Source organism: Lentzea pudingi, from assembly GCF_014646255.1.
Classification (GTDB): Bacteria; Actinomycetota; Actinomycetes; order Mycobacteriales; family Pseudonocardiaceae; genus Lentzea; species Lentzea pudingi.
On the sequence record NZ_BMNC01000012.1, the window covers coordinates 1 to 23,845 of the forward strand.

The window sequence follows — 23,845 nt, forward strand, 5'->3', positions numbered from 1 at the left end:
GCAACGACCGCTAGAACCCAAGAGATTGCCGGGGGTCTGGGGGCAGAGCCCCCAGGGGAACCACGCAACCGCAACCCCGCCAACGCACCCCAACCACCTACGACAGCAGCGCGAAAGGACAAAACCCAAAACAAAAGCGGGGCAGAGGCCAAGCCCCCACCCCGCTCCCAAAACCCAAAACCCTCAGTGAGCCTCACCCAGGTACGCATCGCGCACCCGCTGGTCAGCCAGAAGCGAATGCCCCGGACCATCCAAAGTGGTCTTCCCAAGGTCGATCACATACCCGTGATCCGACAACGCCAACGCAGCCAACGCGTTCTGCTCCACCAACAAAATGGTGGTGCCCAACGACTGCAGCTCCTTGATGGTGTCGAAGATCTTCTGCGTCATGATCGGCGACAACCCCATGGAGGGCTCGTCGAGCATCAGCAACCGAGGCTTGGACATCATCGCGCGTCCGATGGCGAGCATCTGCTGCTCACCACCGGAGAAGAGCCCGGCCTTGTTGTTCCGGCGCTCGCCGAGCACGGGGAACAGTTCGTACACCCGCTGGATGTCGGCTTCGACGCCGTCGTCCTTGCGGACGTAGGCACCGAGCTGCAGGTTCTCCTCCACGGTCATCCGGGGGAAGAGCCGGCGGCCCTCGGGGCAGTGCGCGATGCCCTCACCGAGGATCGCGTGCGCCGGGTCGCTGTGGATTTCCTTGCCCTGGAACCGGATCGACCCGGACGTCGGCCGCAACAACCCCGAGATGGTGCGCAGGGTCGTGGTCTTGCCCGCACCGTTCGAGCCGATCAACGACACGATCTGGCCGGCCTCGACGGTGAACGAGATGTCGCGGACGGCCTCGATCGCGCCGTAGGACACGGAGAGGTTGCGGACTTCGAGCAGCGCGGTCATGCCTGCTCCTCCTCAGCAGCAGCGGCGGCCTCGACGTCGTGCTGGACTTCGTCCGGGGGCTTGCCGAGGTAGGCCTCGACCACCCGCGGGTCCGCCCGCACGACCTCGGGGCTGCCCTCGACGAGCAGCTCGCCCTGCACGAGCACGGAGACCGAGTCGCACAGACCGAAGATGAACTTGATGTCGTGCTCGATGACCACGACGGAGACACCCGTCTCGCGGATGCGGAAGATCAGCTGCTGCGTCGCTTCCGTCTCCTGCGGGTTCATACCCGCGGTGGGCTCGTCCAGCAGCAGCACCGCCGGGTCCGTCGCCAACGCGCGCGCGATCTCCAGACGGCGCTGGTCGCCGTACGGGAGGTTGCGCGAGAGCTCGTCGTCGACGTTGTTCAGGCCGACGAACGCGAGCAGCTCCCGCGACCGCTCGCGGGCCGCCTTCTCACCGCGCTGGTAGGCCGGGCCGTGGAACAGCGAGGCCAGAGGGCCCTGCTTCATCCGGACGTGGCGGCCGACCATGACGTTCTCCAGCACGGACATGCTGGGGAACAGGCGGATGTTCTGGAACGTGCGGGCCACGCCCGCCTCCGTCACCTTCGCCGGGTCACCGGGCAGGACGTTGCCCTTGAGCAACACCTCGCCGGTGGTCGGCGTGTACAGACCCGTCAGGCAGTTGAAGAACGTCGTCTTCCCCGCGCCGTTCGGGCCGATCAGGCCGACGATCTTGCCTTCTTCGAGCGTCAGGGTGACGCCCTTCAACGCCTTGAGGCCACCGAAGACCATCGAGACGTCGCGCGCCTCCAAAACTGGCGTGCTCATGCCTTCTTCGCCTCCAAATGCGCCTCATCGGCGTTTTCATCGGCGCGTTCGACCATCTCAGCGCGCCTGTGCGCATCGGGGATCAGGCCGACCGGCCGGAACCGCATGATCAGGATCAGCGCGAGGCCGAAGATCATGAGGCGGTAGTCCTCGAAGTCGCGGAGCTTCTCGGGCAGCACGAACAGCAGCGCGGCACCGAGAACGGCGCCGGGGATCGAGCCCATGCCGCCGAGGATGACCGCCGCGAGCAGCGTGACCGACTCGAGGAACTTGAACGACTCGTAGGACACGGTGCCGTTCTTGTGCGCGAACACGGCGCCCGCGAGACCCGCGAGCATGGCACCGATGAGGAACGCGAGGATCTTCATCTTGCCGGTGCGGATGCCCATCGCGCGGGCGGCGTCCTCGTCCTCGCGGATCGCGATCCACGCACGGCCGATGCGGCTGAACTTGAGGTTCGCGAACACCGCCATCGTCGCCGCGACGAGCAGCACGATCAGGACGTAGTACAGGACACCGGCCGGCAGCTTGATCGCGCCGATGGTGAACGACTTGTTGAACTCGGCGCCGAACAACGACAGCGCCGGGATGCCCGGGATGGCGTTGGAGCCATTGGTGAAACCACCGATGTCGTTCTGCGCGGAGCGGGTGAAGATCTCACCGAACGCCAGCGTCACGATCGCCAGGTAGTCACCGCGGACCCGCAGCGTCGGCGAACCGACGATGGCGCCGAAGATGCCGGCCACGACGGCCGCGATGACGGCGGCGACCGGGAACGGCAGGTCGAAGCCGAAGTACGCGGTGGCGGCACCGGAGAAGTTCGCTGCCACGAGGGCACCGATGCCCATGAACGCCACGTACCCGAGGTCGAGCAGACCCGCGAGACCGACGACGATGTTCAGGCCGATCGCGGTGGCGGCGTAGATGCCGATGTTCGCCGCGACCGTCATCCAGTACTCGTTGCCCGCCTCGGTGAACGGCAGCAGCAGCGCGCACGCCGCCAGCACGATCACGCTGAAGACGCGGTGCTGCTCGGACAGGGCCGAGATCCAGCGGACGTAACCGACGCCGCTCAGCGCGCCGAGCAGACCGCCGGCGAACCCGAGGAACGACAGGAAGATCGCGCCCGCGTACGGGTTGGCCGAGCCGACGCCACCGGTGGTGAGCATCGCGGCGACGGCGTAGAGCACCGCGCCGAACGAGACCAGCAGCACCAGGTAGGCGACCGGCGTGGAGATCTTGAACTTCCACTCGCCCACCGGCCCGATGCCGATGCCGTAGCCCGCGAGGATCGCCAGCACACCCGCGACGAGTCCGACCACGCCGCCGAACGCGGTGGCTCCGTCGACGGCCGTGATGGCGCCGAGGCCACCGCCCTTGACCGTGATGTAGACGGCGTTGACGAGCGAAACGATCGTGAGGCCCCAGCCGAGCGCCCGGACGACCCGGCCCCTCGACGGAACCGGTGCGAACGTCGCGACCAGGATGAGGACGCCCAGCAGCAGGACGTGCCAGCGGAAGCCCGTGACGGCGAACGGCGCGTCGAAGAACTGCAGCGTGGACTTGTCCGGCCAGTTGCCGTCGTTGAGGCTGAACGTGACCCACGGCAGGAGCGCCGCGACGATGCCCAGCACGCCACCGGCGGCCGCGAACGGCTTGCCGAGCGACGCGAGCGGAGAAGGCTTGCCAGAAGTCGTGTCGACCGTACTCATGCGCGCACCCTTTCCGGCTCACCGAACAGACCCTGCGGGCGGAAGACGAGCACGAGGATCAGCACGACGAAGATCCAGACGTAGTCGTACTGGGTGCCACCCGGCATGTACTGACCGGCGACGGTCTTGATCAGACCGATGATGAACGCGCCGATGACCGCACCGCGGATGCTACCGACGCCGCCCAGGACGGCCGCCGTGAAGGCGAAGATGCCGGTCTGGAAGCCCATGTCGATGTTGATGTTGTTGAGGTAGCCGCCGTACATGATGCCGGCGACTCCGGCGAGCACGGCGCCGAAGATGAACGTGAGCACGATCACGCGGTTCGGGTTCACACCCATGAGCTTCGCGGTGTCGGGGTCCTGCGCGGTGGCACGCATCGCGCGGCCCATGCGTGAACGGTTGACATAGGTCTGCAGGATGACCGCGAGACCCACCGAGAGCACGACGAGCATGACGCCGGTCCACGACACGTTGATCGAGCCGATCGTCAGGTTGCCCTCGGGGAAGACCTTCGGGTACGGCAGGTTGGACTTGGCGTTCGGGTAGAAGACGCGCACAGCCTCCTGCAGGAACACGGACACGCCGAGCGCTGTGATGAGCGGCGCCAGCCGGGGCGCGTTGCGCAGCGGCCGGTAGGCGAACCGTTCCATGATCACGGCGACGACGACCGCCACCAGGATGCCGCCGACGAACATGAGCGGCAGTGCCACGGCAGCCGACTTCTTGAGATCGTCAGGAAGAAGGGTGAACGTGGCGAGACCTCCGTACGAGGCCACCATGAAAACCTCGCCGTGGGCGAAGTTGATCAGCTGGATGATGCCGTACACCATCGTGTACCCGAGGGCGATCAGGGCGATCAACGCACCCTGAACGACCCCGTTGGCCAGCTGTTGGAGCAGGACTGACACGACTACCTCCGTAGACAGCGGGGGCGAGCAAACAACGCCCGCCCCCGCCGTGGCTTCAATCAGTGTTTAGGTAGTCGATCAGCCGGTGAAGGTGCCGGTCTGAACGTCCTTCCACTTGGCCGAGGTGACCTGGTAGACGGTCAGGACCTTGTTGGTGCTGTCGCCGTACTGGTCGAACTTGACCTCACCGGTGGCACCGGAGCCGCTGTACTTGCCCACGTTCTGCAGCATGGCGTCACGCTTCGACTCGTCCCAGGCAGCGCCGTCGACGGTCGCGGCCAGGGCGCCGATGATGGCGTTCGCGGCGTCGTAGGAGAACGCACCGTAGGCGGCGTAGTCCTCCTTGCCGAACTTGGCCTTGTAGGCGTCGACGAAGGCCTTGGCCGTGGCCAGGGACTCGGTCGGGGCGCCGACGGAGGTGGCGAGGTCGCCCTCCTTGCCGCCGAGCTCGATGTACTTGCCGTCGAAGATGCCGTCGCCGCCCATCAGCGGAACGTTCAGGCCCGCGGACGCCATCTGCTTGGACAGCGGACCGGCGACCGGGTACTCACCGCCGTAGTAGACGGCGTCCGGGCTCAGGGCCTTGATCTTGGAGATGACACCGGAGAAGTCGGTGTCCTTCTCGCCGACCTTCTCGGAGCCGACGATCTGGCCACCCTTCTTGGCGACCTGCTTCGACAGCTCGGCCGCGAGGCCCTCACCGTAGGTCTTGCCGTCGGTGATGATCGCGATCTTCTTCTTGCCGGCCTTCTCGACGAGGTAGTTGGCCGCGTACGGGCCCTGCAGGTCGTCGGTGGTGCAGACGCGGAAGTAGTTGTCGAACTGCCGCTTCGGGGCCGTCAGGAAGTCGTTGCCCCTGGTGAGCGACGGGTTCGTGTTGGCGGGCGACACCTGGGGGATCTTCTTGTCCCGCAGGATCGGCTGGACCGTCTGGGCGACCGACGAGTTCAGCGTGCCGACGACACCGACGACGTTCGGGTCGGTCGACAGCTTCGTGGCGGCCTGGGCACCCTTGGCGGGGTTGGCCTCGTCGTCCTGGGCGGACACCGTCAACTTGTAGCCCTTGACCGTGCACTTCTTGTTCGCCTCGTCCACGGCGAGCTCGGCGGACTGCTTGATGCCGACGCCGAGAGCGGACAGGTTCCCGGACAACGGGGCGACAACACCGACGGTCAGAGTGCCCTTCGACGTGTCGCAGCTGCCCCCGTTGCTACCGCTGCCCTCATCCTTGTTCGAGCCACAGGCTGCAAGAACAAGCAGTGAGGCACCGACGATCGCTGCGGACTTCACAGAGTGCTTACGCACGTGATGTCCCTCCTCTATCCCTGCTCCCGGCTGCGCGAGATCTCCGCGCGCCGCTCCATCACCCTCTCCTGAGGGATGGCCGGAACCTAGGCGATGACTGTGACCGCAGTCATCAAAGCCAATGGGCTCGTGACCATAACGCAACGCGGCGTTATGTTTTACTTAAGCAATCTCACAGCCTGTAACCTTCGTTCACTCTTTGGACGGCTGCCATAACGTGGACGTATGACTCCCCGTCGTCGGGTGATCACCGCGGTGGGCGCTGTCGCGATCATCGTCGCGGCGGTGCTGGTTCTGCGTGCCACCGATGATGCCTCGAAGAAGCCCAGTTCAGAGGCCGTTCGCTTAACTAAGTACACGGCGGATTTCGTCAAGGTTTCATCTCAGCCGGCCCGGCCCAGCCCTCCGTCCACCGTTTGGAGCAGCGACGGGCGGGTCCAATGGACTCCCGTGGACGGTGCGGCCGGCTACGAGGTCGCCGGGAAGCTCGTCGTCGCGCCCGAGATCGCGGGATCCGGGCGGCCGGAGGTGCGCGCGGTGGACGCGTTCGGCCAGCGATCTTCGCCGGTCAGGGCGGAGGAACGGCCCAGCGACTACGGCTGGCGCCGAACGATCGACGGATGGCTGGACGACTTCGACGACACGTTCCTCGAACGCCGCTACCACCTGAGCGGGCGGCGAGGGTGCGTCAACCCGAGTTCGGGTTCCGGCGGCCGCCTGGTGCTCGACATGCCGTGCGGGAACGACACGGCCGTGTTGCGCGCACGGACGCCGATGCAGCTGAACGAGTCGGGCGAACTGGGGCGGGTGGCCGTCGTGACGGACGCGGCCGGGCCACGCGGCAGGCTCGTGCTCGACCTGGTCCCCGGAACCCCTGATCGACTCGGACCCATACCTCCTCCTGATGCGATCCGCGTGGTGGTGGACGACTCCGTGGCCCCCGGAACGCGTGGAGCAGGCGTTCTGCATCGATTCGAAGCAGTGCTGACAGATAACGATGTGCGCGTCATGCAAGATGGCGCCCAGATCGCGGCGCTGCCGGTCGTGCCGAAGTGGCGCGAGGCGAGCGTGTTGATCAGCGTCACCCCGCCGGCCAGCTATCCCGGACGCGTGGAGATCGACGCCGTGGGCTTCACGGGTGGCCGTCAGCCCGTCACCGACGTGATCGAGACACCGGTCGTCGCGGGCACGTTGCGCGTGCTCGAACCCGACGAGGAGGCGCCGAGCATCGGCATAGCGCGCGCACCGTTGCGTGCGGCGCCTTCAGCGCGGTTGCGGACGACGGTGCGATTCGGCGACGGCGGTGATCCGAACGGCCTGGTCGCGGAGCTCGGGCCGGCGAAGGTGCCGTTGCGGCCGGAGGTGAGCGGCTGGTCGACGGCGGAGGACAGCGAGTTGACGCTGGTGGGAGACCTGCCCGCCGAGTTGCTCGGAGAAGCCGGGACGCACGCGCTGACGCCGTTCGTGCTGCGGATGCCGGGTGCGTCGCAGGCCCAGGTGCTGGAGAGCTACCTGGAAATTCCGGGCCAGTCGCCGGCGAAGCTGGAGAACGCCCCGGCCGAGCCTCCGCCCGTTTTGCCCGTCATGACCGCTGAGTTCACCGCTAAGGGCCCGAACGACGTGACCTTGGTCGTCACCCTCGACGCCGCCCATGCGCGCTCTGTGGCGCCTATAGCGGGCTTCGAGGTGTACGTCGACAGCTCTCTCGCGGCGACCGTGCCGATGCCCGGTGGCGTAGGTGGCCGGCACGAGCTGCTGATCGAGCTGAAAGGCAGCCACAACGTCGAAGTCCGCCTGCGCCCTGAGGATCCGGGGCGGCAGACGGACTCCGTGTTGCTCGAACTCAGCGGAAGCTGACTCAGCCGAAGTTCTCGATGACGGCCTCGGCGACGGCCTTCATCGTGGTGCGGCGGTCCATGGCGGTGCGCTGCACCCAGCGGAACGCCTCGGGCTCGCTCAGCCCCTGCTTGGTCATGAGAACGCCCTTGGCGCGCTCCACGACCTTGCGGGTCTCCAGGCGCTCGGTGAGCCCGGCGACCTCCTGCTCCAGCGCGGCCAGCTCGTTGAACCGGCTCATGGCCAGCTCGATCGCGGGCACGAGGTCCCGCTTCTGGAACGGCTTGACCAGGTAGGCCATCGCACCCGCGTCACGGGCGCGCTCGACCAGGTCGCGCTGGCTGAACGCGGTGAGGATCACGACCGGCGCGATCCGGTTGCCCGCGATGTGCTGCGCCGCCTCGATCCCGTCGACCTTGGGCATCTTGACGTCCAGGATCACGAGGTCGGGGTCGAGTTCGGTCGCGAGCTTGATGGCCTCTTCACCATCTGCGGCCTCGCCCGCCACGTCGTAGCCCTCTTCGCGCAACATCTCCACGAGGTCGAGGCGGATCAGCGCCTCGTCCTCGGCGACGAGCACGCGAGGGGCCTTGCGCGTGGCTTCGGACTGGGCCTCGGCAGCCTGCTGGGTCACCGGGGTCCTCCTGACGATCGTTCCTGCGGGCGAAAGCGCAGTCTAGCGGTGGTCAGGCCGCTGATCAGGCTCACCGGCCGTGATGGCAGACACGAACTCCTCGGGCCACGGATAGGTCCGCAGGCCTTCCTCGACGTCCTCGGCCGGAGCGTCGAGGCGGCGCAGCACGATCTGCCGGGTGGTCCCGAAGTCCGGGTGGCCGAGGCTGTGCCGGATCTCGTCCTCCGAGGGACCACCGGCCCACTCGGCGAACCAGGCCCCGCCCATCGGGAGTGCGCGCAACCAGCTGGCGTCATGCCACAGGTGTACTCGCCGCAGCAGGGCGCTCCCAGTGGCCGATTCCGCGACCGCGTCATCGGTACCTCCGCCATCGGTGTACTCGACGCCGCGGTGCTCGTGCATCCAGCGCACGTACCGCATGCCGAGATCCCAGGCCGGTTCGTCGACCCCGGCCAGCACGACCCCGGCGTCCCCGGTGGTCAGCTCGGCCGACCGCCGGTACTGCCGGTGCGCGAGACCGGCGACGCCCATGCCGAACCCGCCCTCGGTGCGCGGCAGCAGTTCGAACAGCAGCGGGCCGAGAGCCCTGGGACTCAGGTGCAGCCGCAGCGTCTCCCCCGGCTCGACCGTCCGGAACGCGTGGGCGGGCCTGATGATGCTCGCGGGCGGCATCAGCTGGAGCATGCTCGCGGCGGTGCAGCCCGCGACCAGCACCTCGGCCTCCAGCTGACGCTGGGACTCGGTGGTGGCGTCGGGCAGCAGCGCGTCCCCGTCGCGGACGGCCGGAACCGCCTGGGACAGGTTCTCACCCGTGTAGGTGCGCCGGAGATCGGCGAGCTGGTCCGTCGTGGACAGACGTGCCATGACAGCAGTCCTCGTTTCCGCCGCCCGGCTCGGCCGACAAGGACGCATGTGCACGCGTCTTCGGTGGTCGGTTCGCTTCAGCGAGCAGGAGTTGCTGAACACTGCGGCGGAGAATGCCACTCGGTGCCGGGGAGTGGCTCCAGCCTCACGTCTGCTCGGACGCCACTGACCACGGTACCGGACCGGCGCACCTGTTTTTCCGGGCTAGTGGGCGCCGACGATCAGCTTGTACCTCACGTCGACCTCCTTGCCGCCCCCGGAACCGCGGATCAGGAGCTCGTGCTCACCGGACGCCGGCGCGGGGATCCACGCGTAGAGACCACAGCCGACGGAGTTGATCCGGCCAGCCGAGGTGCCGTACGGGTTGCCCGCGCGCGCTTCGTAGGTGAACGGCGTGGCGGTCACCTTCGTGAGCGTCTGCGTCGAGCCGTCCAGCAGCACCTCGCCCTGCGCGCTCTTCATGAACGTCTCGCAGGAGGTGACGTCGCTCGCGAGATTCACGACGGGTGCGAGCAACGGCTTGGAGGCGGGGACCCGGCACTGACGTTCGACCGGACCTTCGGTGAGCGCCCCGGCGAGCAGCCAGACCTCGACCGGCTGGTCCCGCATGCAGAAGCGCCCGGAGGTGTCGGACACCGGATTGCTGCCCGAGGGCTGGGAAGCCCAGGTCCACCAGCGGGCCTGGAAGTCGGCCGGCGCCAGTTTGTCCGAAGTGGACGATGGAGAGGTGGGGGTTGTGCCGCCATTTGCGCGTTTCCGCCACATCCGGCGAGCAGAACAACCAAGAACAGCAGGACAATCCTCACTGGTTCTCGCGTCCCTTGCGTCGTTGTTCCTCCGCGCGCTCACGGCAGCGGCGCAGGAACTCCTGATCGTCATCAGCTTGAGTGGCCGCGAACCGTCCCGGCCGGTCGTACTCGGGAAAAGCAGGAGCACTCCGCTCGTGCGCTCCGAAACGCGCGCGTCCGGTCCCCACCACCGGACGGCCCGCGACGAACCAGGCGATCGAGCCCACCAACGGGAACAGCAAGACCAGCAGAAGCCACATCATCTTCGGCAGATTGCGAACCGAACCCTCGTCCGTCGTGATCACGTCCACGACGGCGAAGATCGTCACGCCGAGCATCACCACTCCGAACAGCCCACCGAAGTACAGCATCTCCTACCCCCAGGTCGTGCGGTCGCCGCACATGTTGACACAAGTGCCACTCCGAGAACACAGTTCACACGTCAATCATCTCGCGGCCAATTCACGAAGCCGTGAATCCACCGAAACAAAAGCGGCATTGACAGCACTCCGCCCCTGCGGCCATCAGGCCCATGGCGGCTGCCCGCCGACCTGAGCAACCAATTGACCCCGCAGGAGGAAAAGGGGCAACAACGGGCCGCTGTTCCGAACTCGGCTCATCGCTCCGAATAGCCTCCACTCGATTCGAACGACGTTTCGCCGGCCGGAACGTTCACACCGTCCCAGTTGGACTGGACCACGTCGACGACCACGCCGCCGAGCCGTTCCGCGCCTGACGCTGAGCACCAGACCTGCTGCACTCCCGTTGTCCAGGCCGTAAGCGGGCCTTAGCGTCGGAGGTATGCCCCAGGGTGCCGAGAGCTTGCTGGACGTGCTGGCCGCGCACGACGTCGAGGTGGTGTTCGGACTGCCCGGCGTGCACAACCTCGCCATCTGGGAAGCGCTGCAACGACATCCAGGCATCCGCATGATCGGCGTGCGCCACGAGCAGACGGCGGTCTACGCGGCAGATGGATACGCACGCGCCACCGGCAGGCTGGGCGTGGCGATCGTGACCACCGGCCCCGGTGCGGCGAACACCCTGGGCGCCACCGGCGAGGCGTGGTCGTCCGGCAGCCCGGTGCTCGTGATCGCCACGGACATCCCGTCGACGCTCCGGCGCCCCGGCGTCCACCGCGGCGTGCTGCACGAGACACGCGACCAGAAGGCCATGTTCGTCCCGGTGACCAAGGCGTCGTTCGACGTTCCTTCCGCTGTGGACGTGGCCGCGTACACGGATAAGGCCGTGCAGCAGGCCACCCAGAGCCCGCACGGTCCGGTGTACCTCGGCGTCCCCACGGACTTCCTCTCCGCCGAGGTCCCGCACTACACCGTCACGAAGGTCGAACCCGTCCACGCGGCCGTCGACCTGACCGAGGCCGAACGCCTGATCTCCGCAGCGGTGCGACCGTTGATCTGGGCGGGCGGCGGCGCGGCGCGGTCAGGAGCCGGAGACGCGATCAGTGCGTTGGCCGCGAAACTGCAAGCACCGATCATCACGACGTACGGCGCACGCGGCCTGACGGACAGCCCTCACGTCGTGCGAGGCCCAGTGCACGCACCGCCCGTGGGCAAGCTGTGGGACGACGCCGACCTCGTGATCGGCATCGGCACCGACTTCGACGGCATGATGACCCAGAACTGGTCGCAGCCGCAGCCGCCCGCCCTGCTGGCCATCAACATCGACAAGGCCGAGGCGAACAAGAACTACCCGGCGGACGTCACGCTGGAGGGCGACGCGGCCGTCGTCACCGCGGCGCTCGCCGACGAGGTGACCGCCAAACAAGCCTCCGTCGACATCGACGCCGTCAACGCCGAGGTGCGCGCGCTGGCCGAAGCCGACTCCCCCGAGGCCATGAAGTTGTTGCGGGCGTTGGAAGGCACGGACGCCACGATCGTCGCCGACATGTGCATCCCCGGCTACTGGATCGGCGGCTTCCACCACGTCACGAAACCCCGTGGCCTCGCCTACCCGGTCGGCTGGGGCACTCTCGGCTTCGGCTTCCCGGCATCGATCGGCGCGGCGGTCGACCACCGCACGATCGCGGTCGTGGGCGACGGCGGCTTCCTCTTCGCGTGCGGCGACCTCGCCACTCTCAGGCAGGAAGGCTTGCCGCTCACCATCGTGCTCGTCGACGACGGCGGCTACGGCATGCTCCGCTACGACCAGCGGATCGCGAACCACGCGATCAGCGGTGTCGACCTGACCCGCCCGGACTTCGCCAGGCTGGCCGAGAGCTTCGGCATCCCGGCCGTCACCCTGGACGGTTTCGACGGGCTGGCCGACGCACTGGCGGCGGCCTCCGGCCCGGCCATGATCGTCGTCAACGCGCACCTCGACCCGCCGATCACCACGTCCCCGCGCTGGTACCGCAAAAACGCCACTTGATCAGGCACGTCCTCGGTACCGTCCCGTTCATGGGACGTGGCCTGGGGATCGTGCTCATCGTGCAGGCGGTGGTGCTGACCGCGTTGTCCGGCCGCTACGGCTTCCACCGCGACGAGCTCTACTTCGTCGCAGCCGGCAAACGTCCCGACTGGGGCTACGTGGACCAGCCCCCGATCACGCCGGTCCTCGCCCGCCTCACGACCGAGGTGTTCGGCGAAACCCCGACAGGCCTGCGGGTCATGGCGACGCTCTTCGCGCTCGCCATCACCGTCGTGGTCGCCCTGACGGCGAAGGAACTGGGCGGCGGCACCACGTTCGCGGCCGCCGCCTCCGCGACGTCGACGTTCGTGCTCGCCGTGAGCCACATGCTCTCCACCGCCACCGTCGACCTGCTGATCTGGGTCCTCATCGGCTACTTCGCCGTCAGGCTCCTGAAATCCGGCGACGGCCGCTGGTGGCTCGCCCTCGGCGCGACAGCAGGCGTCGGCCTGGCCAACAAGTGGCTCCTGCTGTTGCTCTTGGCGGCACTAGGGGCCGCGCTCCTGGCCGTGGGCCCGCGCACCGTCCTGCGCACGTGGTGGCTCCCCGCGGGTGTGGCGGTGTGCGCGGTCATCGCTACTCCAGTGGTGGTGTGGCAGGCGTTGCACGACTTCCCGTTGCTCACGGTGGCCCGCGGGATCAGCGAGGACGACGGCGCCGAGAACCGCATCATGTTCGTCCCGATGCAGCTCCTGATGCTGTCCCCGCTCCTCGTCCCGGTGTGGCTGATCGGCCTGCGAAACCTCTGGCGCGACAGGACCTTCCGCTCGATGGCGCTCGCCTACCCGATCCTCTGCGTCCTGTGCCTCATCACCGGCGGCAAGCCGTACTACGCGGTCCCGCTGCTGCTCGTCCTGATGGCCGCAGGCGCGCGCCAGGCTCAAGAATGGCTGCGACGCAACAAGAAACTCGGCAGCGTCCTGGTGACCCTGAGCGTCGTGCCGGCCGTGGTCGGCTCGCTGCCGATCCTCCCGCCGAGCGCCCTGGGCCCGGTCATCGCCATCAACCCGGAACAGGGCGAACAGGTCGGCTGGCGCGAACTGGCCCAGACCGTCCAGGACGCCTGGCAGGACAACGACCGCCCCGTCGTCATCACCCGCAACTACGGCCAGGCCGGCGCGATCGAGGCCTACACCGAGATCCCCGTGCACTCCGGCCACATGTCGTTCTACGACTGGGGACCGCCAGAGCCCACCAGTTCGAAAGTCCTGCTGGTCGGGTTCAGGCAGCCGCCGTTCGACGACTGCGAGGTCGTCGCCACGCACCACAACCCCGTGGAGAACGAAGAAGACGGCACGGAGATAAAGGTGTGCACGGCGCCAACGGAACCATGGGACTCCTTCTGGCCAAAGCTCCGCCACTACTACTGAACAACACCGGCCACTTAGGACGTTGGAGCAGCTCCACCACGAACCCCTCTTCGGCTGAATTCGCCCGAACTTGTTGGAAACACTGGTTGTGTGGCTCTAGCTTCATTTCATGCCAAAGAGAGACTCCACTGTCCGAGGACGTGAGTTCGGCGCGGGCATACGCGCGGCCCTCGAGAAGGCGGGCTTGACCGGACGCGGCGCCGCCCACCTCGCGGGCTGGGACCCCGCCAAGCTGTCCGACCTGCTCAACGGCAAGGGAGGTATCAGCGAGCACGACCTCGTCCGGCTGCTGGGCGTCTGCCGCACGCCGATCGAGGAGTCCGACCACCTGCTGGCGGTGTTCCGCGAGGCCGACCGGTCAGGCTGGCTCCAGGTGCACGGCGAGAGGCAACCGGTACTGCCCCGCACGCTCAGCGAGCACGAAGCGGTGGCCGCCGAGAGCATCTGCTGGAGCATGAACCTCATCCCCGGACCGCTCCAGCTACCGGACTACTTCCGCGCGTTGATCGCCAGCAACCCGAACACTCCCCAGCGGGAGGCGGACGAACGCGTCGCAGCTCGTGCCGCTCGTCAGCAGCAGTTGTTCAGACGCCGCTGCGACATGACGTTCTACATCCACGAGCAGGCGCTACGGCTTCCGGTCGGCAGTTCCGAGGTCATGTCAGACCAGTTGCACCACCTCGTGACCATGGGAGTCCGTCCGTACATCACCTACCGAATTCTGCTCACGTCGGCGGGGGCGCACGCGGGTTTGGCCGGATCCTTCACCCTCATGACGTTCGACAAGCTGGAACCGGTCGTGTTCATCGATGCTGAGAACCACGCCGTCTTCCTGGACGACAAGGGCTCCGCCAAGGCGTACAAGAACATCGTGAGCTCTCTCGACCGAGTCGCACTGGATGCGGAACAATCGATGGAGTTGATCGAACGCTTGACCTCATGAGGGGGCACGTCAGATGACCGAGTGGCGAAAGAGCACCTACAGCGTCAACGGCACCGACTGCGTGGAGATCGGTCACGGCGTCGGTGTGCGGGACAGCAAGGCTCCGGCCACCCACATCGCACTCGGACCAGGTGCGTGGACCGCGTTCCTCACGGCGACGAAGGCTGACAAACTCACCCGGTGACCCGATCCTGGCCGACCAACCTCGCCCACGACGAAGGCGTGCTCGCCTGGGAGTTCCTGGACTTCCTCCGCAAGACCGCAGTGATGAAGGTGGAGGGCCTCACCCGCGAGCAGGCCGCGACAGCCCCGATCGCCACATCCCCGAAGCTGACGCCCCTCGGCCTGCTCAAGCACCTGACAGCCGTCGAACGCTACTGGCTCTGCATCGCGGGCGCGGGCCTCGACCTGCCGTCACTCTGGCGGGGCGACCCGGACCCGTCCTGGAACCTTGAAGACGACGACACCCCGGCGTCGCTCATCCAGGCCTACCGCGAGGAATGGGCGAACGCCGAGGCGCTGAAGAAACTAGACCCGGACGCGACGGCGGCGGACGGCAAGCGCACCGTGCGGTGGATCCTGGCCCACGTGGCGCAGGAAACCGCACGCCACGTGGGCCATCTGGACCTGCTCCGCGAACTCGCGGACGGCCAGACCGGCGAGTAGGACTCAGTCAGCGGTGCGGCCGCGACGGGTCCGCCACCGATCGCGCAACACGCTGAACGCGATCCCGCCGAGCAACAGCAGGATCTGTCCCACGAAACAGGCGAGCCCCACCCAGAAGGTGGTCCGCAACCACAGCGCCAGACTGCTGAGCAACGCGAACCCCATGACGAGGACGAACCCGAAAACTCGCTCCATGAAGAACTTCTTGAAGCGTTGAACAACACCCATCGCATCCTCCGGATTCGCGAAGTGCGGTCACGACTCTGGCGATACATGCGCAGATCAGAACAACTTCATTTCCCAGTTCCTGCGGTTGATGAGAAGACCCGCTCCTGCAGAGATGTGGCTTCTGAGCCTGGTCGAGTTGTTCCAAGCCTTGGTCTGACGTAGACCTTCCGGAGGGTGCGGCCACCGAGTCCGCCGGCTTGAAGACCGCCTTCCTGGCTCCACCGAACGCCTTGGACGCCATCCAGCCCACGACCTCACGGCGGGTGACGGGTTCGCCCGCCCACCGCGCCACAGCGACGCGGCCAGCACCGACACCGGCGGCGACGCCCGTCAGTCCCGTCACCACCCAGTGGCCGATGCGGTTGCGGTTCTGCCACGCCCAGTTGCCCGCCTTGCGCAACCAGCTCGGGGCCCACCACTTGCCGTCGAGGTCGGTCTCGTTGATCGGGTCGCCGTTGACGTAGTCGTAGGCGGAACCGCCCTCGACCGGGTCGACGCACAGGAAACGGCCGAGAAGCGGGCTGTACGGCCGAGCTCCCATCTGCACAATCGTCAACGCACCCGCATGCTCGAACGGACGCTGGTGCTGACCGAGCCAGCCGTAGTCCATCTGACCCGGCCGGTTGTCCGAGTCCACCGCGCCGTTGGCGGCCAGCGGCTCACGAATGGCGAGAACGCGCGGAGAGCGCCGAAACTGCTTGCGCGTTGTGTCCGTGCTGAGCGACAAGTCACCGCGCACGGTCGGGTGGTCGTAGGCACGTGACTGCGTGCCTACCGTCAGCAGCACACCGCCGGGCAACGAGAGCGAGCGGGACAGCAGCTTCTTGTCCTCGCCCAGCACCAACTCGCCGACGAAGCCGTGCTCGCCTGGGAGTTCCTGGACTTCCTGCGCAGAACTGCTCCGCGAACTGGCGGACGGCCAGACCGGCGAATAGCCGGCGTTCACCTGTCCACATCTTCGGCAGCGGTGGAATCTCTCCGCGCAGAACGCCTCGATCTTGCGATTTCGCCTGCGCTGCCACCAGGGTGCACTGGTGGGCACGTTGTCAGACTGCGGACGTGACATCCGCCGTCTGACAACGGCTCGGCGAGCCGTCGTGGGTGCAGGTGATGGTCTGCACCGGGTCAGGGGCCGGTTCACCTTCTCCAATGTGACACGCCCTGACCATCATGTGATCTCGCCCGGCCAAAGCTTCTCCCTCAACGACACGACAGTACCGGCAAGCACGTCGTCTACCTCGGATGCCGCGCTTGGCGACAGCGTGCCGGCCTGCCGAACCAGGACCAGCCGTTCCTTCAGCGCAGGGACCGCCAACGCTGCGGCGGCATGCCGCACCACCGCCTCCTTGCGGTGGAACAAACACGCGACGAGCCCATCACCCACGACGTCCAGCGATTCCGGAGGCAGGGCGCCGTCCCTGGCCAGCCGCCGAATCGAATCGGCCGCCGCCACTCGAATCTTCGAGCGCCAGTCCTTCAGTCTGCCGGCGACGAGCCGCGCGGCCTCAGGATCAGCCGTGTCCCCCAGCCCTACCACCGCGATGCCCCGGCGGTGAGCCGACCACTGTCCCAGATCTCGTGCCAGGTGCTCGACCGGCTTCAACAGCCGCAGCCGTGGGATCCCGTAGTAGCACAACGCCGGGCTGCGGTAGGGACTACGGCGTACCAGCCAATCGGCAGGGTCACCTTTGCGTCCCTTCCCGAAGAACTCCAGCACGTACGACGGATCGCGGTCCGGACGGCGTTCCGCGAGCACACGGCACAGAATCGGCGCCACTGCCATCGATCGGCTGTGCTCTTCGAGCAGAGCTTCGATGTGAGCATCGACGCTCGCGTCGTCGGACTCGACCAGAGCACGGATGCGCGCCCCTCGATCCGGGGAGTTTCGATCGAACACTCCGGCCAGAGCGACATCGATGTTCATCTGTTGGTACCTCAACACTGTGTCGAAACGAACGGGGTGGGACGTTTCGCAACGCCCCACCCCGACTTTGTTCTGCTCATGCCCGGTTCGAACCGAAGTGGACGGAGATCTGGCTCATCATCTTCCGAACAGACCGATCGCGCACGCCGTGCCGCTGGCGATCATCCTGATGCTCCAGGCGGTCACTGACGTCGCCAGACGTATCGACATCTCGCGCATGTTGTCTTTGCACCGCATTACCCGGGGATTCATCTTCACATGGTTGTACAGCCTTCCGGCCTTGCTCGCCTGGAAGCGTGCCTTGGCCTGTTTGAAGGCGCCCTTGGCCCGGCTGACGGTCTTCACCGCGGTGTTGCGAACCCAGCTGCCCGCCGCGACGACCTTGCGGCCGGTCCACTTCATGCCGGACCAGACCCGCGGCGCGGCCTTGGTCGCGGCCCACGCACCGAACCTGAACAGGTACGGCGCCGAGGCACGAGCAGCCCACGGAATCGCCACCCGCAGACCCATCACGGCCGCCACGACGCAGAACGGGCACTTGCCGTCCAGGTCGTTGGCGTTGACGGGATCGGCGTTGACGTAGTCGTAGTCGTTGGCGGAACCGCCCTCGACCGGGTCGACGGACAGGAACCGGCCGAGCAGCGGGCTGTAGGGCCGTGCTCCCATCTGCACGATCGACAACGCACCCGCGTGCTCGTACGGGCGCTGGTGCTGCCCGAGCCAGCCGTAGTCCATCTGGCCTGGCTGGTTGTCCGGCACGTTGTCGTTGTCGACGGCACCGTTGCCGGCCAGCGGCTCCCCGAACGGCGTGTAGTGCCGCAACTGACCGACCTGGTTGCCCGCCGCGTCGGTCGTGAGGACCGTGTCGCCGCGCACGCTCGGGTGGTCGTACGACCGGGTGTCACCGTTGATCGTCAGCAACACCCCGCCGGGCAACGAGATCGAGCGGGTCAGCAGCTTCTTGTCCTCGCCGAGCGCGAGGTCCGAGGCATCACCTTCGGCGGTGTAGCCGTACAGCACGACCGTCTGCGCGTCGCCCTGTTCCGCACCCCGGCGCACGATCCGGTCACTGGCGTCGCGCTGGTACGCGACGGCAGCGGGGTCCGCGCCGACCGAGCGGGCACTGATGTTGCGGCCGGCCGCGTCCCACGTCAGGTGCGTCGTGGAACCGTTGACCGCGTACTCGGTGGTGTTGCCGGCGTCGTCGTACTTGATGCCGGACACCGCGTTGTGACCCGTCGTGGCCAGCAGCCGGTCGGCCGCGTCGTAGCAGTAGTTCGTGGTCTGCGTGCCGCTCGCGGTCTGGTCGAGCAGCTTGACGCGGTTGGTGTTCGCACCGGCGTTGCCGATCGAACCCGCCGGACACCCCTCCGCGGTGGACGAGGAGAAGTCGTACGTGTAGACGTGGCCGTTGACCGCCGCCTTGGTGAGCCTTCCCGCCGTGTCGTAGATGTAGTTGTGGCCACCGGCGCCCGCATCGAAACCGTTCAGCGTCTCGTCGACGATCGTGCCCGCACGGGTGCGCGTCACGGCCGCGGTGACCTCGGCGCCGGGCTTGGTCTTCCACGTGTGCGAGGTGACCTGGCCGGTGCCGTCCTTGCCGATCGCCGACAGCGAGGTGCCGTTGGCGTACGCCACGGACGCGAGCTCACCGGCCGCGTTGTACGCGGGCTTGGCGAGCAGCGTGCCGTCGAGCGACACGGTCAGGTGCCTGCCCGCGTCGTCGTAGGTGTTGGTGATGACCTGAGCGGTGTTCTGCGGCAGGTTCACCTTCTCCGTGATGAGGCGTCCGGCGCGGTCATGCGTGGACTCCGTGCGCACACCGTGCACGTCGGTGTACTCGACCACGCGGCCGAGGAGGTCGACCCTCGTGGTGACGATGCCGTTGTGGTCCGACACGCTCGACACGAGCGGATCGCCGTTCACCGCGTGGTTCGTGGTGACGACGCGCTCCCCCGCCGAGCCGTTCGCCGGGTACTTGACCGAGACCACGCGGTCGCGTTCGTCGTAGGTGGTGCAGGTCCACTTGCCCGCGCTGCCCTCGGCCACGACACGGCCCGAGGCGTCGAAGATCTGTTCGTCCTCGCGCGCCGGACCTGTCGCCGGAGCGGGCATCCTGGTGAGCTTCGCCAGCCCGCCCTGGTTGATCGCCTCGACCTGCGGGGTGCACGGGTTGTCCCGCGTCTCCTGGTCGCCGTAGTAGACGTAGGTGGTCTGCGCGTTGTTCGGCGCGGTCACGCCGGTCTTGCGCAGGTACCCGGTGCCGACGTTCTCGTAGGACGTCTTGACCTGCCTGCCGTTCGCCGTGTTGCTGCTGGCGAGCCCGTAGACCGGGTCGAGACCGTTCTCACCGAAGTTGGTCGTTGTGACCGACGGCGTGAGTCCGAGCGACTCGCCCTTGGTCACGGACGTCGTGAGGCCGTACTTCGGCTTCAGGTTCGCCGCGGGCACGACCTGCTGGGTGCCACCGGGAGTGGTCCAGTGCAGTTCGAGCTGCGCGAACGACGTGAGGTCGTAGTACTCGACGCGGATCTTCTTCGCGGCGCCCGCCGACGGGCTGTTGACCGTCGCCTCGCGCCACTTCGAGCCGGTGTCGATCCAGTCGTCGATGACGTTCGCGTCGTCGATCCACACGCGGACGCCGTCGTCGGCGACGACGCGGAGCTTGTAGTTGCCCGCCTCGGGGAACACGATGTCGCCGGTGGCCCTGATGGAGAAGTTGTCCGCCGCGATGCCGGTGGCGGGTGCAGCCTCTCCCCAGTTCCGCACGAACGTGCCGTCCGCGGCCAGACCGGTCTGGTACACCTTGGGCGTGCCGGTCAGCTCCTTGTTGTCGTAGAACGACACGGCGAGACCGTTCAGGTTCTCGTCGTAGTTCGTCTTCGTGTGCGGGACGGTCGCCACGCACTCCGGCTTCAGCTCCTGGCCGGTGAAGCACGACGCCGGGCCAGGACCGTAGTTGTCGGTCGGCCTGTCCTGCGCGTCGTACAGCGTGGACGACACCCGGCCGGCGGCGTCCGTGCTGGTCAGCAGCTGGTCCTTGACGTTCCACGTCTGCGACGTGGTCTTGCCGGTCGCGTCCGTGCTGGTCAGCATCCGGAAGGCGTCGTCGTAGACGACCTTGCGGGAGAAGCCTGACAGCGGGTTGACCCCGGCGATGTCCACGAAGGACGTCCGCTGGGCGCGGTCGTAGCGGTACGCGTGGTGACCGCGTTCCACGGCCGCCGACGTCACCGGCTCGTAGATCTGCTTGACGACCGGGCTGGTCGCCGTGTGGTCGACGTAGTGGACGATGAAGCTCGCGCGGTCGTTGTTGCGGTTCGCGTGGTCCTGGCTGACCCAGTCGACCGCCAGGCTGTCCCTCAAGCCGTCGAGCAGGCCGTTGGTCGTGAAGCTGAACTGGGTCATCTCGCGGCCGGGATCCTCCACCCCCGCGAGGTTCCCGCGGTGGTAGAACAGCCTGGTCTGGCTGCCGTCCCAGTACTGGATCCGGCACAGCATCTGCGCGGGAGGCAGGTTCTCCGCGTCCGGCGGAGGAGTGGCGCCCGCGTAGCAGTCGTCACCCGGCCGGTTGTAGAAGAGCTTCTGCGAACGGCCGGAGACCGGGTCCTTGATCTCCTTGAGCCGCGAGGGCGACCCGTCGTAGACGTTCTGCAGCGCCGCGGGCTTGCGGGCGTCGATCGCACCGGTCTGCGACTCGAGCTTGCCGGCGGAGTTGAACACGAAGACGTCCGACCCGTAGGTCAGCGTGATGCGCCCCGCCGTGTCCAGCACGAGGGTGCCCGACTCGCCGTCCGGCGGGGTGTAGCCACCGGTGGTCTTCTTCGTCCACGTGTGCTTCGCACCCGTGGCGTCGGTCAGCACGACGTTCTGGTCGGTGACCTTGGCCTCGGTGAAGCCCGTGCCGCTGCCGTCCAGGTCGGCGCTCAGCGTCCAGCCCTTGGGCAGTGCGGGCAGGTCCGAGGAGTGCAACCAGTCGGCGGGGATGATCTGCGGCGGCACGGTGGTGCCGTCGGTCGTGCGCGTGAACAGGCGCAGGTACGCCCAGCTGGTGGCCTCGGCCAGTTCGACCTTGATCGGCACCCGCTGTCCCGCGGTCAGCTTCACGCTGGTCGCGACACCCCAGTTCACGTCACTGCAGCAACCCTGGTCGTAGACGGAGTTGCCGTTGACCCACACGCGCAACCGGTCGTCGTGCACACCGGCGAACTGGTAGTCCCCGGTCGAGGGTGCCTGGAAGTAGCCCTCCCAGCGCGCGACGAACCAGTCCTTCGGCAGTGCGGGAGCGAACGGCGACGTGTCGCCCCAGTCCACGTTCACCTGGGGTTCGGTGCGCACCAGCACCGGCTCCTGCTGCGGGCTGATCTCGCCGTTGTGCGACAGGTCCGGGAAGTACGACGCCCGCAGGCCCTTCTGCTCCTGCTGCTGCGAGTTGTAGGTCATGTTCAGACCCGCGGTACCGCCGACCGTCGTGAACGTCGGAGAGGAGATCGACGTCGTCACGTTGCCGTTGGCGAGGTTCACCTCGATCGGGCCGACCTTGTCCCCCGGCGCCGGGCCGCGGTTGCCGATGCGCTGGTCGACCTTCAGGTGGAAGACCGAGCTCGGGATCCTCGACGTGGCACCGCTGACGGCCTTGGCCTGCCACGTGTAGGAGACACCGTCTTGCAGGACGCCGGACGGAATCGTCCACTTCGGAGTGTCGAGGCAGCCGGAGTCGACCACGACACCCGACTTCGCGTCCGCACCGGTCGCGACGGTGAAGCAGTACCTCACCTGCTCGCCGTCCGGGTCGCTGACGGGGCTGACCTCGAGGGTCGGCGTCGTGTTCGTGATGACGCTGTGGTCCGCGGGACCGACCAGCGTCGGCGCGGGCGGCGCCGAACCCGTGTCGACGGTCAGCGTGACGACCGTGTCCTTGTAGGTCCAGGCTCCCGGCTGCTCCGCGCCCACGATCATGAACGTGGCCATGTGCCGGATGTCCGCGATGTGCTGCAGGAAGCTCACCAGGCTGTCGCCGGTCAGCGAGCCGACCTGGCCGACGAGACCGGTGGCCAGCAGGCCTCCGAGACCGTTGAAGTCCATCGCGGAGGCGTGGTAGAGCTGCGCCGGCCACGTCTTGTCCGGGCTGAGCGGCCCGCTCTTCTTCGTCACGTCGACCTTGGCGCCGACGATGCGCTGGCCGTACAACGACTGGTAGTCGAAGCGGATGGCGCTGCGCCAGTACTTGTCACCGCGGTCCAGCGAGTTGCCGAACTGCACGCTGCACATCTGGCACCAGTAGCCGTCGGACTTGTACGACTCGGCGTAGGTGACACCGAAGCTGAACGTCGGGTCGACGCTGACGGGGTAGACCCGCTTCGGGTCTTTCAGCCACGCCTCGTCGACCGCGACCGTGAGCACCCAGTCCTGGCCCGACTTCTCGACCGCGTAGGTGCCACCGGTCTGGGCGGGCGGCGTCTCCTCGGCCTTGCCGGAGGAGTCCCAGGTGACGATCGGCGGCATGACGATCTTCGGGGTGCCCTTGGCGTCCCGCAGTTCGACCGTGCCCTGCTCCGTCACGGTCGGCGTCAGCGTGCCGGTCTTGAGGGTGAACCGCCACTTGTTGGTGGTGGGCACCTTCTTCAGCAGGATGGTCTCCTTGACCGAGCCCGCCGTGACCTCGTACTGCAGGTCCGTGTCAGCGGCGACGTCGGTGTACTCCACCTTGGAGTCCGAGACCTTGGCCTGCTTGCCCTTGGCCGGCCTCTCCGGCGCCAGCGAGACCTTGTTCCCGTCGTACTCGACGGTGATCAGCGCCGCATCGTCGGCCTTGCCCGCGAGGGTGGGGTTGAGCGGGTGCTGCCTGGCCTTCACGCGCCGGGTCGGCGTGTCCGCCACCAGCGTCGAGTCGACCGGCTGCCAGGAACCGGTGGCGTCCTTGACGTTCAGCGGCTCCGTGGACTGCTTGATCGTCTTGGTGCCGTCCGGGTTGGTGTACTCGTCGACGAACATCGACCGGGAGGTCACCTTCGACTTCTCCGGGTCGAAGCTCGACGTCTCCCGCTTGGCCAGCGGGCCGAAGTCGGCCTTCGGATCCGCTGCCGCGATCGGCGGTGCGGGCACTTCGCGCCCCTTGAGCACCGGCAGCTGCGTCGTGTCGACGGCCGGAGACTTCGCGGGAGGCGCGGCGAACGCGGGTGCGGACGCCAGACTGATCGTCAGAGAGGTTGCGAGCGCAGCGGCAAGCACCCGTGCGAATCTTCGCGCACGAGTGTGCCGCGTCGCTGAGCGACGCGTCATGTTGTTGTATCCCCCAGGATGAAGGGGAGCGCGCGGGCTCCGCAGCCCGGACGATCCCCTTGATAGTGATCGTCGCAAAGCATGCCGAAAACGGACATACGAAAGCAATGAGCCGTTCGGCCTAAATCACACTCAGTGCAGGCGACGTCACACTCCGGACATCAGCGTTCGACCGGTCGGGGCGGAAGGAGCGGCTGACCACTCTGTCGGGTGCACCGACCCGTTCGATCACCTCCTGGC

18 protein-coding genes are annotated in these 23,845 nt (G+C 67.3%); 6 read left to right on the forward strand and 12 right to left on the reverse strand.

Annotated elements, in window-relative coordinates; all coding sequences use genetic code 11:
* Nucleotides 1-183 precede the first annotated feature (183 nt).
* The 5 genes from IEY88_RS31510 to IEY88_RS31530 all read right to left on the reverse strand — a co-directional run bounded on the left by IEY88_RS31510 (nucleotide 184) and on the right by IEY88_RS31530 (nucleotide 5,643).
* Nucleotides 184-900, reverse strand: coding sequence for an ABC transporter ATP-binding protein (locus IEY88_RS31510; RefSeq protein WP_189158543.1), 717 nt, complete (start codon nucleotides 898-900; stop codon nucleotides 184-186).
* Nucleotides 897-1,715 carry an ABC transporter ATP-binding protein gene (locus IEY88_RS31515; RefSeq protein ID WP_189158544.1) on the reverse strand — a complete coding sequence of 273 codons (819 nt, stop codon included), beginning with the start codon at nucleotides 1,713-1,715 and terminating at the stop codon, nucleotides 897-899. Before IEY88_RS31515 ends, IEY88_RS31510 begins: the two co-directional genes overlap by 4 nt.
* On the reverse strand, nucleotides 1,712-3,427 hold the full coding sequence (locus IEY88_RS31520; RefSeq protein ID WP_189158545.1) for a branched-chain amino acid ABC transporter permease: 1,716 nt from the start codon (nucleotides 3,425-3,427) through the stop codon (nucleotides 1,712-1,714). The genes IEY88_RS31515 and IEY88_RS31520 overlap by 4 nt, the downstream gene beginning before the upstream one ends.
* Entirely contained in the window at nucleotides 3,424-4,338 is a 915-nt protein-coding gene (locus IEY88_RS31525) for a branched-chain amino acid ABC transporter permease (RefSeq protein ID WP_189158546.1), read from the reverse strand. Before IEY88_RS31525 ends, IEY88_RS31520 begins: the two co-directional genes overlap by 4 nt.
* Before the next feature lie 78 nt (nucleotides 4,339-4,416).
* Nucleotides 4,417-5,643: a branched-chain amino acid ABC transporter substrate-binding protein gene (locus IEY88_RS31530; RefSeq protein ID WP_229693958.1), complete on the reverse strand. Its 1,227-nt coding sequence runs from the start codon at nucleotides 5,641-5,643 to the stop codon at nucleotides 4,417-4,419.
* 450 nt (nucleotides 5,644-6,093) lie between these two features.
* Here IEY88_RS31530 and IEY88_RS31535 point away from each other — a divergent pair, with 450 nt between their 5' ends.
* Nucleotides 6,094-7,500, forward strand: a complete 1,407-nt coding sequence (locus tag IEY88_RS31535) for a hypothetical protein (protein WP_189158547.1) — start codon at nucleotides 6,094-6,096, stop codon at nucleotides 7,498-7,500.
* A 1-nt stretch (nucleotide 7,501) separates the two neighbouring features.
* Here the strand turns inward: IEY88_RS31535 and IEY88_RS31540 are convergent, their stop codons facing one another.
* The 4 genes from IEY88_RS31540 to IEY88_RS31555 form a co-directional block, all read right to left on the reverse strand.
* Nucleotides 7,502-8,113 carry an ANTAR domain-containing response regulator gene (locus IEY88_RS31540; RefSeq protein WP_189158548.1) on the reverse strand — a complete coding sequence of 204 codons (612 nt, stop codon included), beginning with the start codon at nucleotides 8,111-8,113 and terminating at the stop codon, nucleotides 7,502-7,504.
* Nucleotides 8,114-8,155: 42 nt separating this feature from the next.
* On the reverse strand, nucleotides 8,156-8,977 hold the full coding sequence (locus tag IEY88_RS31545) for a hypothetical protein (protein WP_189158549.1): 822 nt from the start codon (nucleotides 8,975-8,977) through the stop codon (nucleotides 8,156-8,158).
* A gap of 204 nt (nucleotides 8,978-9,181) precedes the next feature.
* Entirely contained in the window at nucleotides 9,182-9,613 is a 432-nt protein-coding gene (locus IEY88_RS31550) for a signal protein (RefSeq protein WP_189158550.1), read from the reverse strand.
* 166 nt (nucleotides 9,614-9,779) lie between these two features.
* Nucleotides 9,780-10,136 carry a PLDc N-terminal domain-containing protein gene (locus IEY88_RS31555; RefSeq protein ID WP_189158551.1) on the reverse strand — a complete coding sequence of 119 codons (357 nt, stop codon included), beginning with the start codon at nucleotides 10,134-10,136 and terminating at the stop codon, nucleotides 9,780-9,782.
* 430 nt (nucleotides 10,137-10,566) lie between these two features.
* Here IEY88_RS31555 and IEY88_RS31560 point away from each other — a divergent pair, with 430 nt between their 5' ends.
* The 5 genes from IEY88_RS31560 to IEY88_RS31580 all read left to right on the forward strand — a co-directional run bounded on the left by IEY88_RS31560 (nucleotide 10,567) and on the right by IEY88_RS31580 (nucleotide 15,171).
* Nucleotides 10,567-12,153 carry a thiamine pyrophosphate-binding protein gene (locus IEY88_RS31560; protein ID WP_189158552.1) on the forward strand — a complete coding sequence of 529 codons (1,587 nt, stop codon included), beginning with the start codon at nucleotides 10,567-10,569 and terminating at the stop codon, nucleotides 12,151-12,153.
* A gap of 29 nt (nucleotides 12,154-12,182) precedes the next feature.
* Nucleotides 12,183-13,562, forward strand: coding sequence for an ArnT family glycosyltransferase (locus tag IEY88_RS31565; protein WP_189158553.1), 1,380 nt, complete (start codon nucleotides 12,183-12,185; stop codon nucleotides 13,560-13,562).
* A 109-nt stretch (nucleotides 13,563-13,671) separates the two neighbouring features.
* Nucleotides 13,672-14,505, forward strand: coding sequence for a helix-turn-helix domain-containing protein (locus IEY88_RS31570; protein ID WP_189158554.1), 834 nt, complete (start codon nucleotides 13,672-13,674; stop codon nucleotides 14,503-14,505).
* 13 nt (nucleotides 14,506-14,518) lie between these two features.
* On the forward strand, nucleotides 14,519-14,689 hold the full coding sequence (locus tag IEY88_RS31575) for a DUF397 domain-containing protein (RefSeq protein ID WP_189158555.1): 171 nt from the start codon (nucleotides 14,519-14,521) through the stop codon (nucleotides 14,687-14,689).
* A complete protein-coding gene (locus tag IEY88_RS31580; protein ID WP_189158556.1) occupies nucleotides 14,686-15,171 on the forward strand; it encodes a DinB family protein in 486 nt (161 codons plus the stop codon). The genes IEY88_RS31575 and IEY88_RS31580 overlap by 4 nt, the downstream gene beginning before the upstream one ends.
* Nucleotides 15,172-15,178: 7 nt before the next feature.
* Here the strand turns inward: IEY88_RS31580 and IEY88_RS44535 are convergent, their stop codons facing one another.
* From IEY88_RS44535 to IEY88_RS31595, 3 genes are all read right to left on the reverse strand, one after another.
* On the reverse strand, nucleotides 15,179-16,345 hold the full coding sequence (locus IEY88_RS44535) for an RHS repeat protein (RefSeq protein ID WP_229693959.1): 1,167 nt from the start codon (nucleotides 16,343-16,345) through the stop codon (nucleotides 15,179-15,181).
* A 222-nt stretch (nucleotides 16,346-16,567) separates the two neighbouring features.
* Nucleotides 16,568-17,323, reverse strand: coding sequence for a hypothetical protein (locus tag IEY88_RS31590; protein WP_189158557.1), 756 nt, complete (start codon nucleotides 17,321-17,323; stop codon nucleotides 16,568-16,570).
* 117 nt (nucleotides 17,324-17,440) lie between these two features.
* Nucleotides 17,441-23,554 carry a PA14 domain-containing protein gene (locus IEY88_RS31595; protein WP_229693960.1) on the reverse strand — a complete coding sequence of 2,038 codons (6,114 nt, stop codon included), beginning with the start codon at nucleotides 23,552-23,554 and terminating at the stop codon, nucleotides 17,441-17,443.
* Nucleotides 23,555-23,845 lie beyond the last annotated feature (291 nt).

Excerpts from the sequence above, each read along its gene's own strand:
- IEY88_RS31575 (WP_189158555.1), top strand. The coding sequence starts at position 14,519 with ATGACCGAGTGGCGAAAGAGCACCTACAGCGTCAACGGCACCGACTGC.
- IEY88_RS31515 (WP_189158544.1), bottom strand. The coding sequence starts at position 1,715 with ATGAGCACGCCAGTTTTGGAGGCGCGCGACGTCTCGATGGTCTTCGGT.
- IEY88_RS31565 (WP_189158553.1), top strand. The coding sequence starts at position 12,183 with ATGGGACGTGGCCTGGGGATCGTGCTCATCGTGCAGGCGGTGGTGCTG.
- IEY88_RS31545 (WP_189158549.1), bottom strand. The coding sequence starts at position 8,977 with ATGGCACGTCTGTCCACGACGGACCAGCTCGCCGATCTCCGGCGCACC.
- IEY88_RS31560 (WP_189158552.1), top strand. The coding sequence starts at position 10,567 with ATGCCCCAGGGTGCCGAGAGCTTGCTGGACGTGCTGGCCGCGCACGAC.
- IEY88_RS31570 (WP_189158554.1), top strand. The coding sequence starts at position 13,672 with ATGCCAAAGAGAGACTCCACTGTCCGAGGACGTGAGTTCGGCGCGGGC.
- IEY88_RS31520 (WP_189158545.1), bottom strand. The coding sequence starts at position 3,427 with ATGAGTACGGTCGACACGACTTCTGGCAAGCCTTCTCCGCTCGCGTCG.
- IEY88_RS31510 (WP_189158543.1), bottom strand. The coding sequence starts at position 900 with ATGACCGCGCTGCTCGAAGTCCGCAACCTCTCCGTGTCCTACGGCGCG.
- IEY88_RS31555 (WP_189158551.1), bottom strand. The coding sequence starts at position 10,136 with ATGCTGTACTTCGGTGGGCTGTTCGGAGTGGTGATGCTCGGCGTGACG.
- IEY88_RS31590 (WP_189158557.1), bottom strand. The coding sequence starts at position 17,323 with ATGAACATCGATGTCGCTCTGGCCGGAGTGTTCGATCGAAACTCCCCG.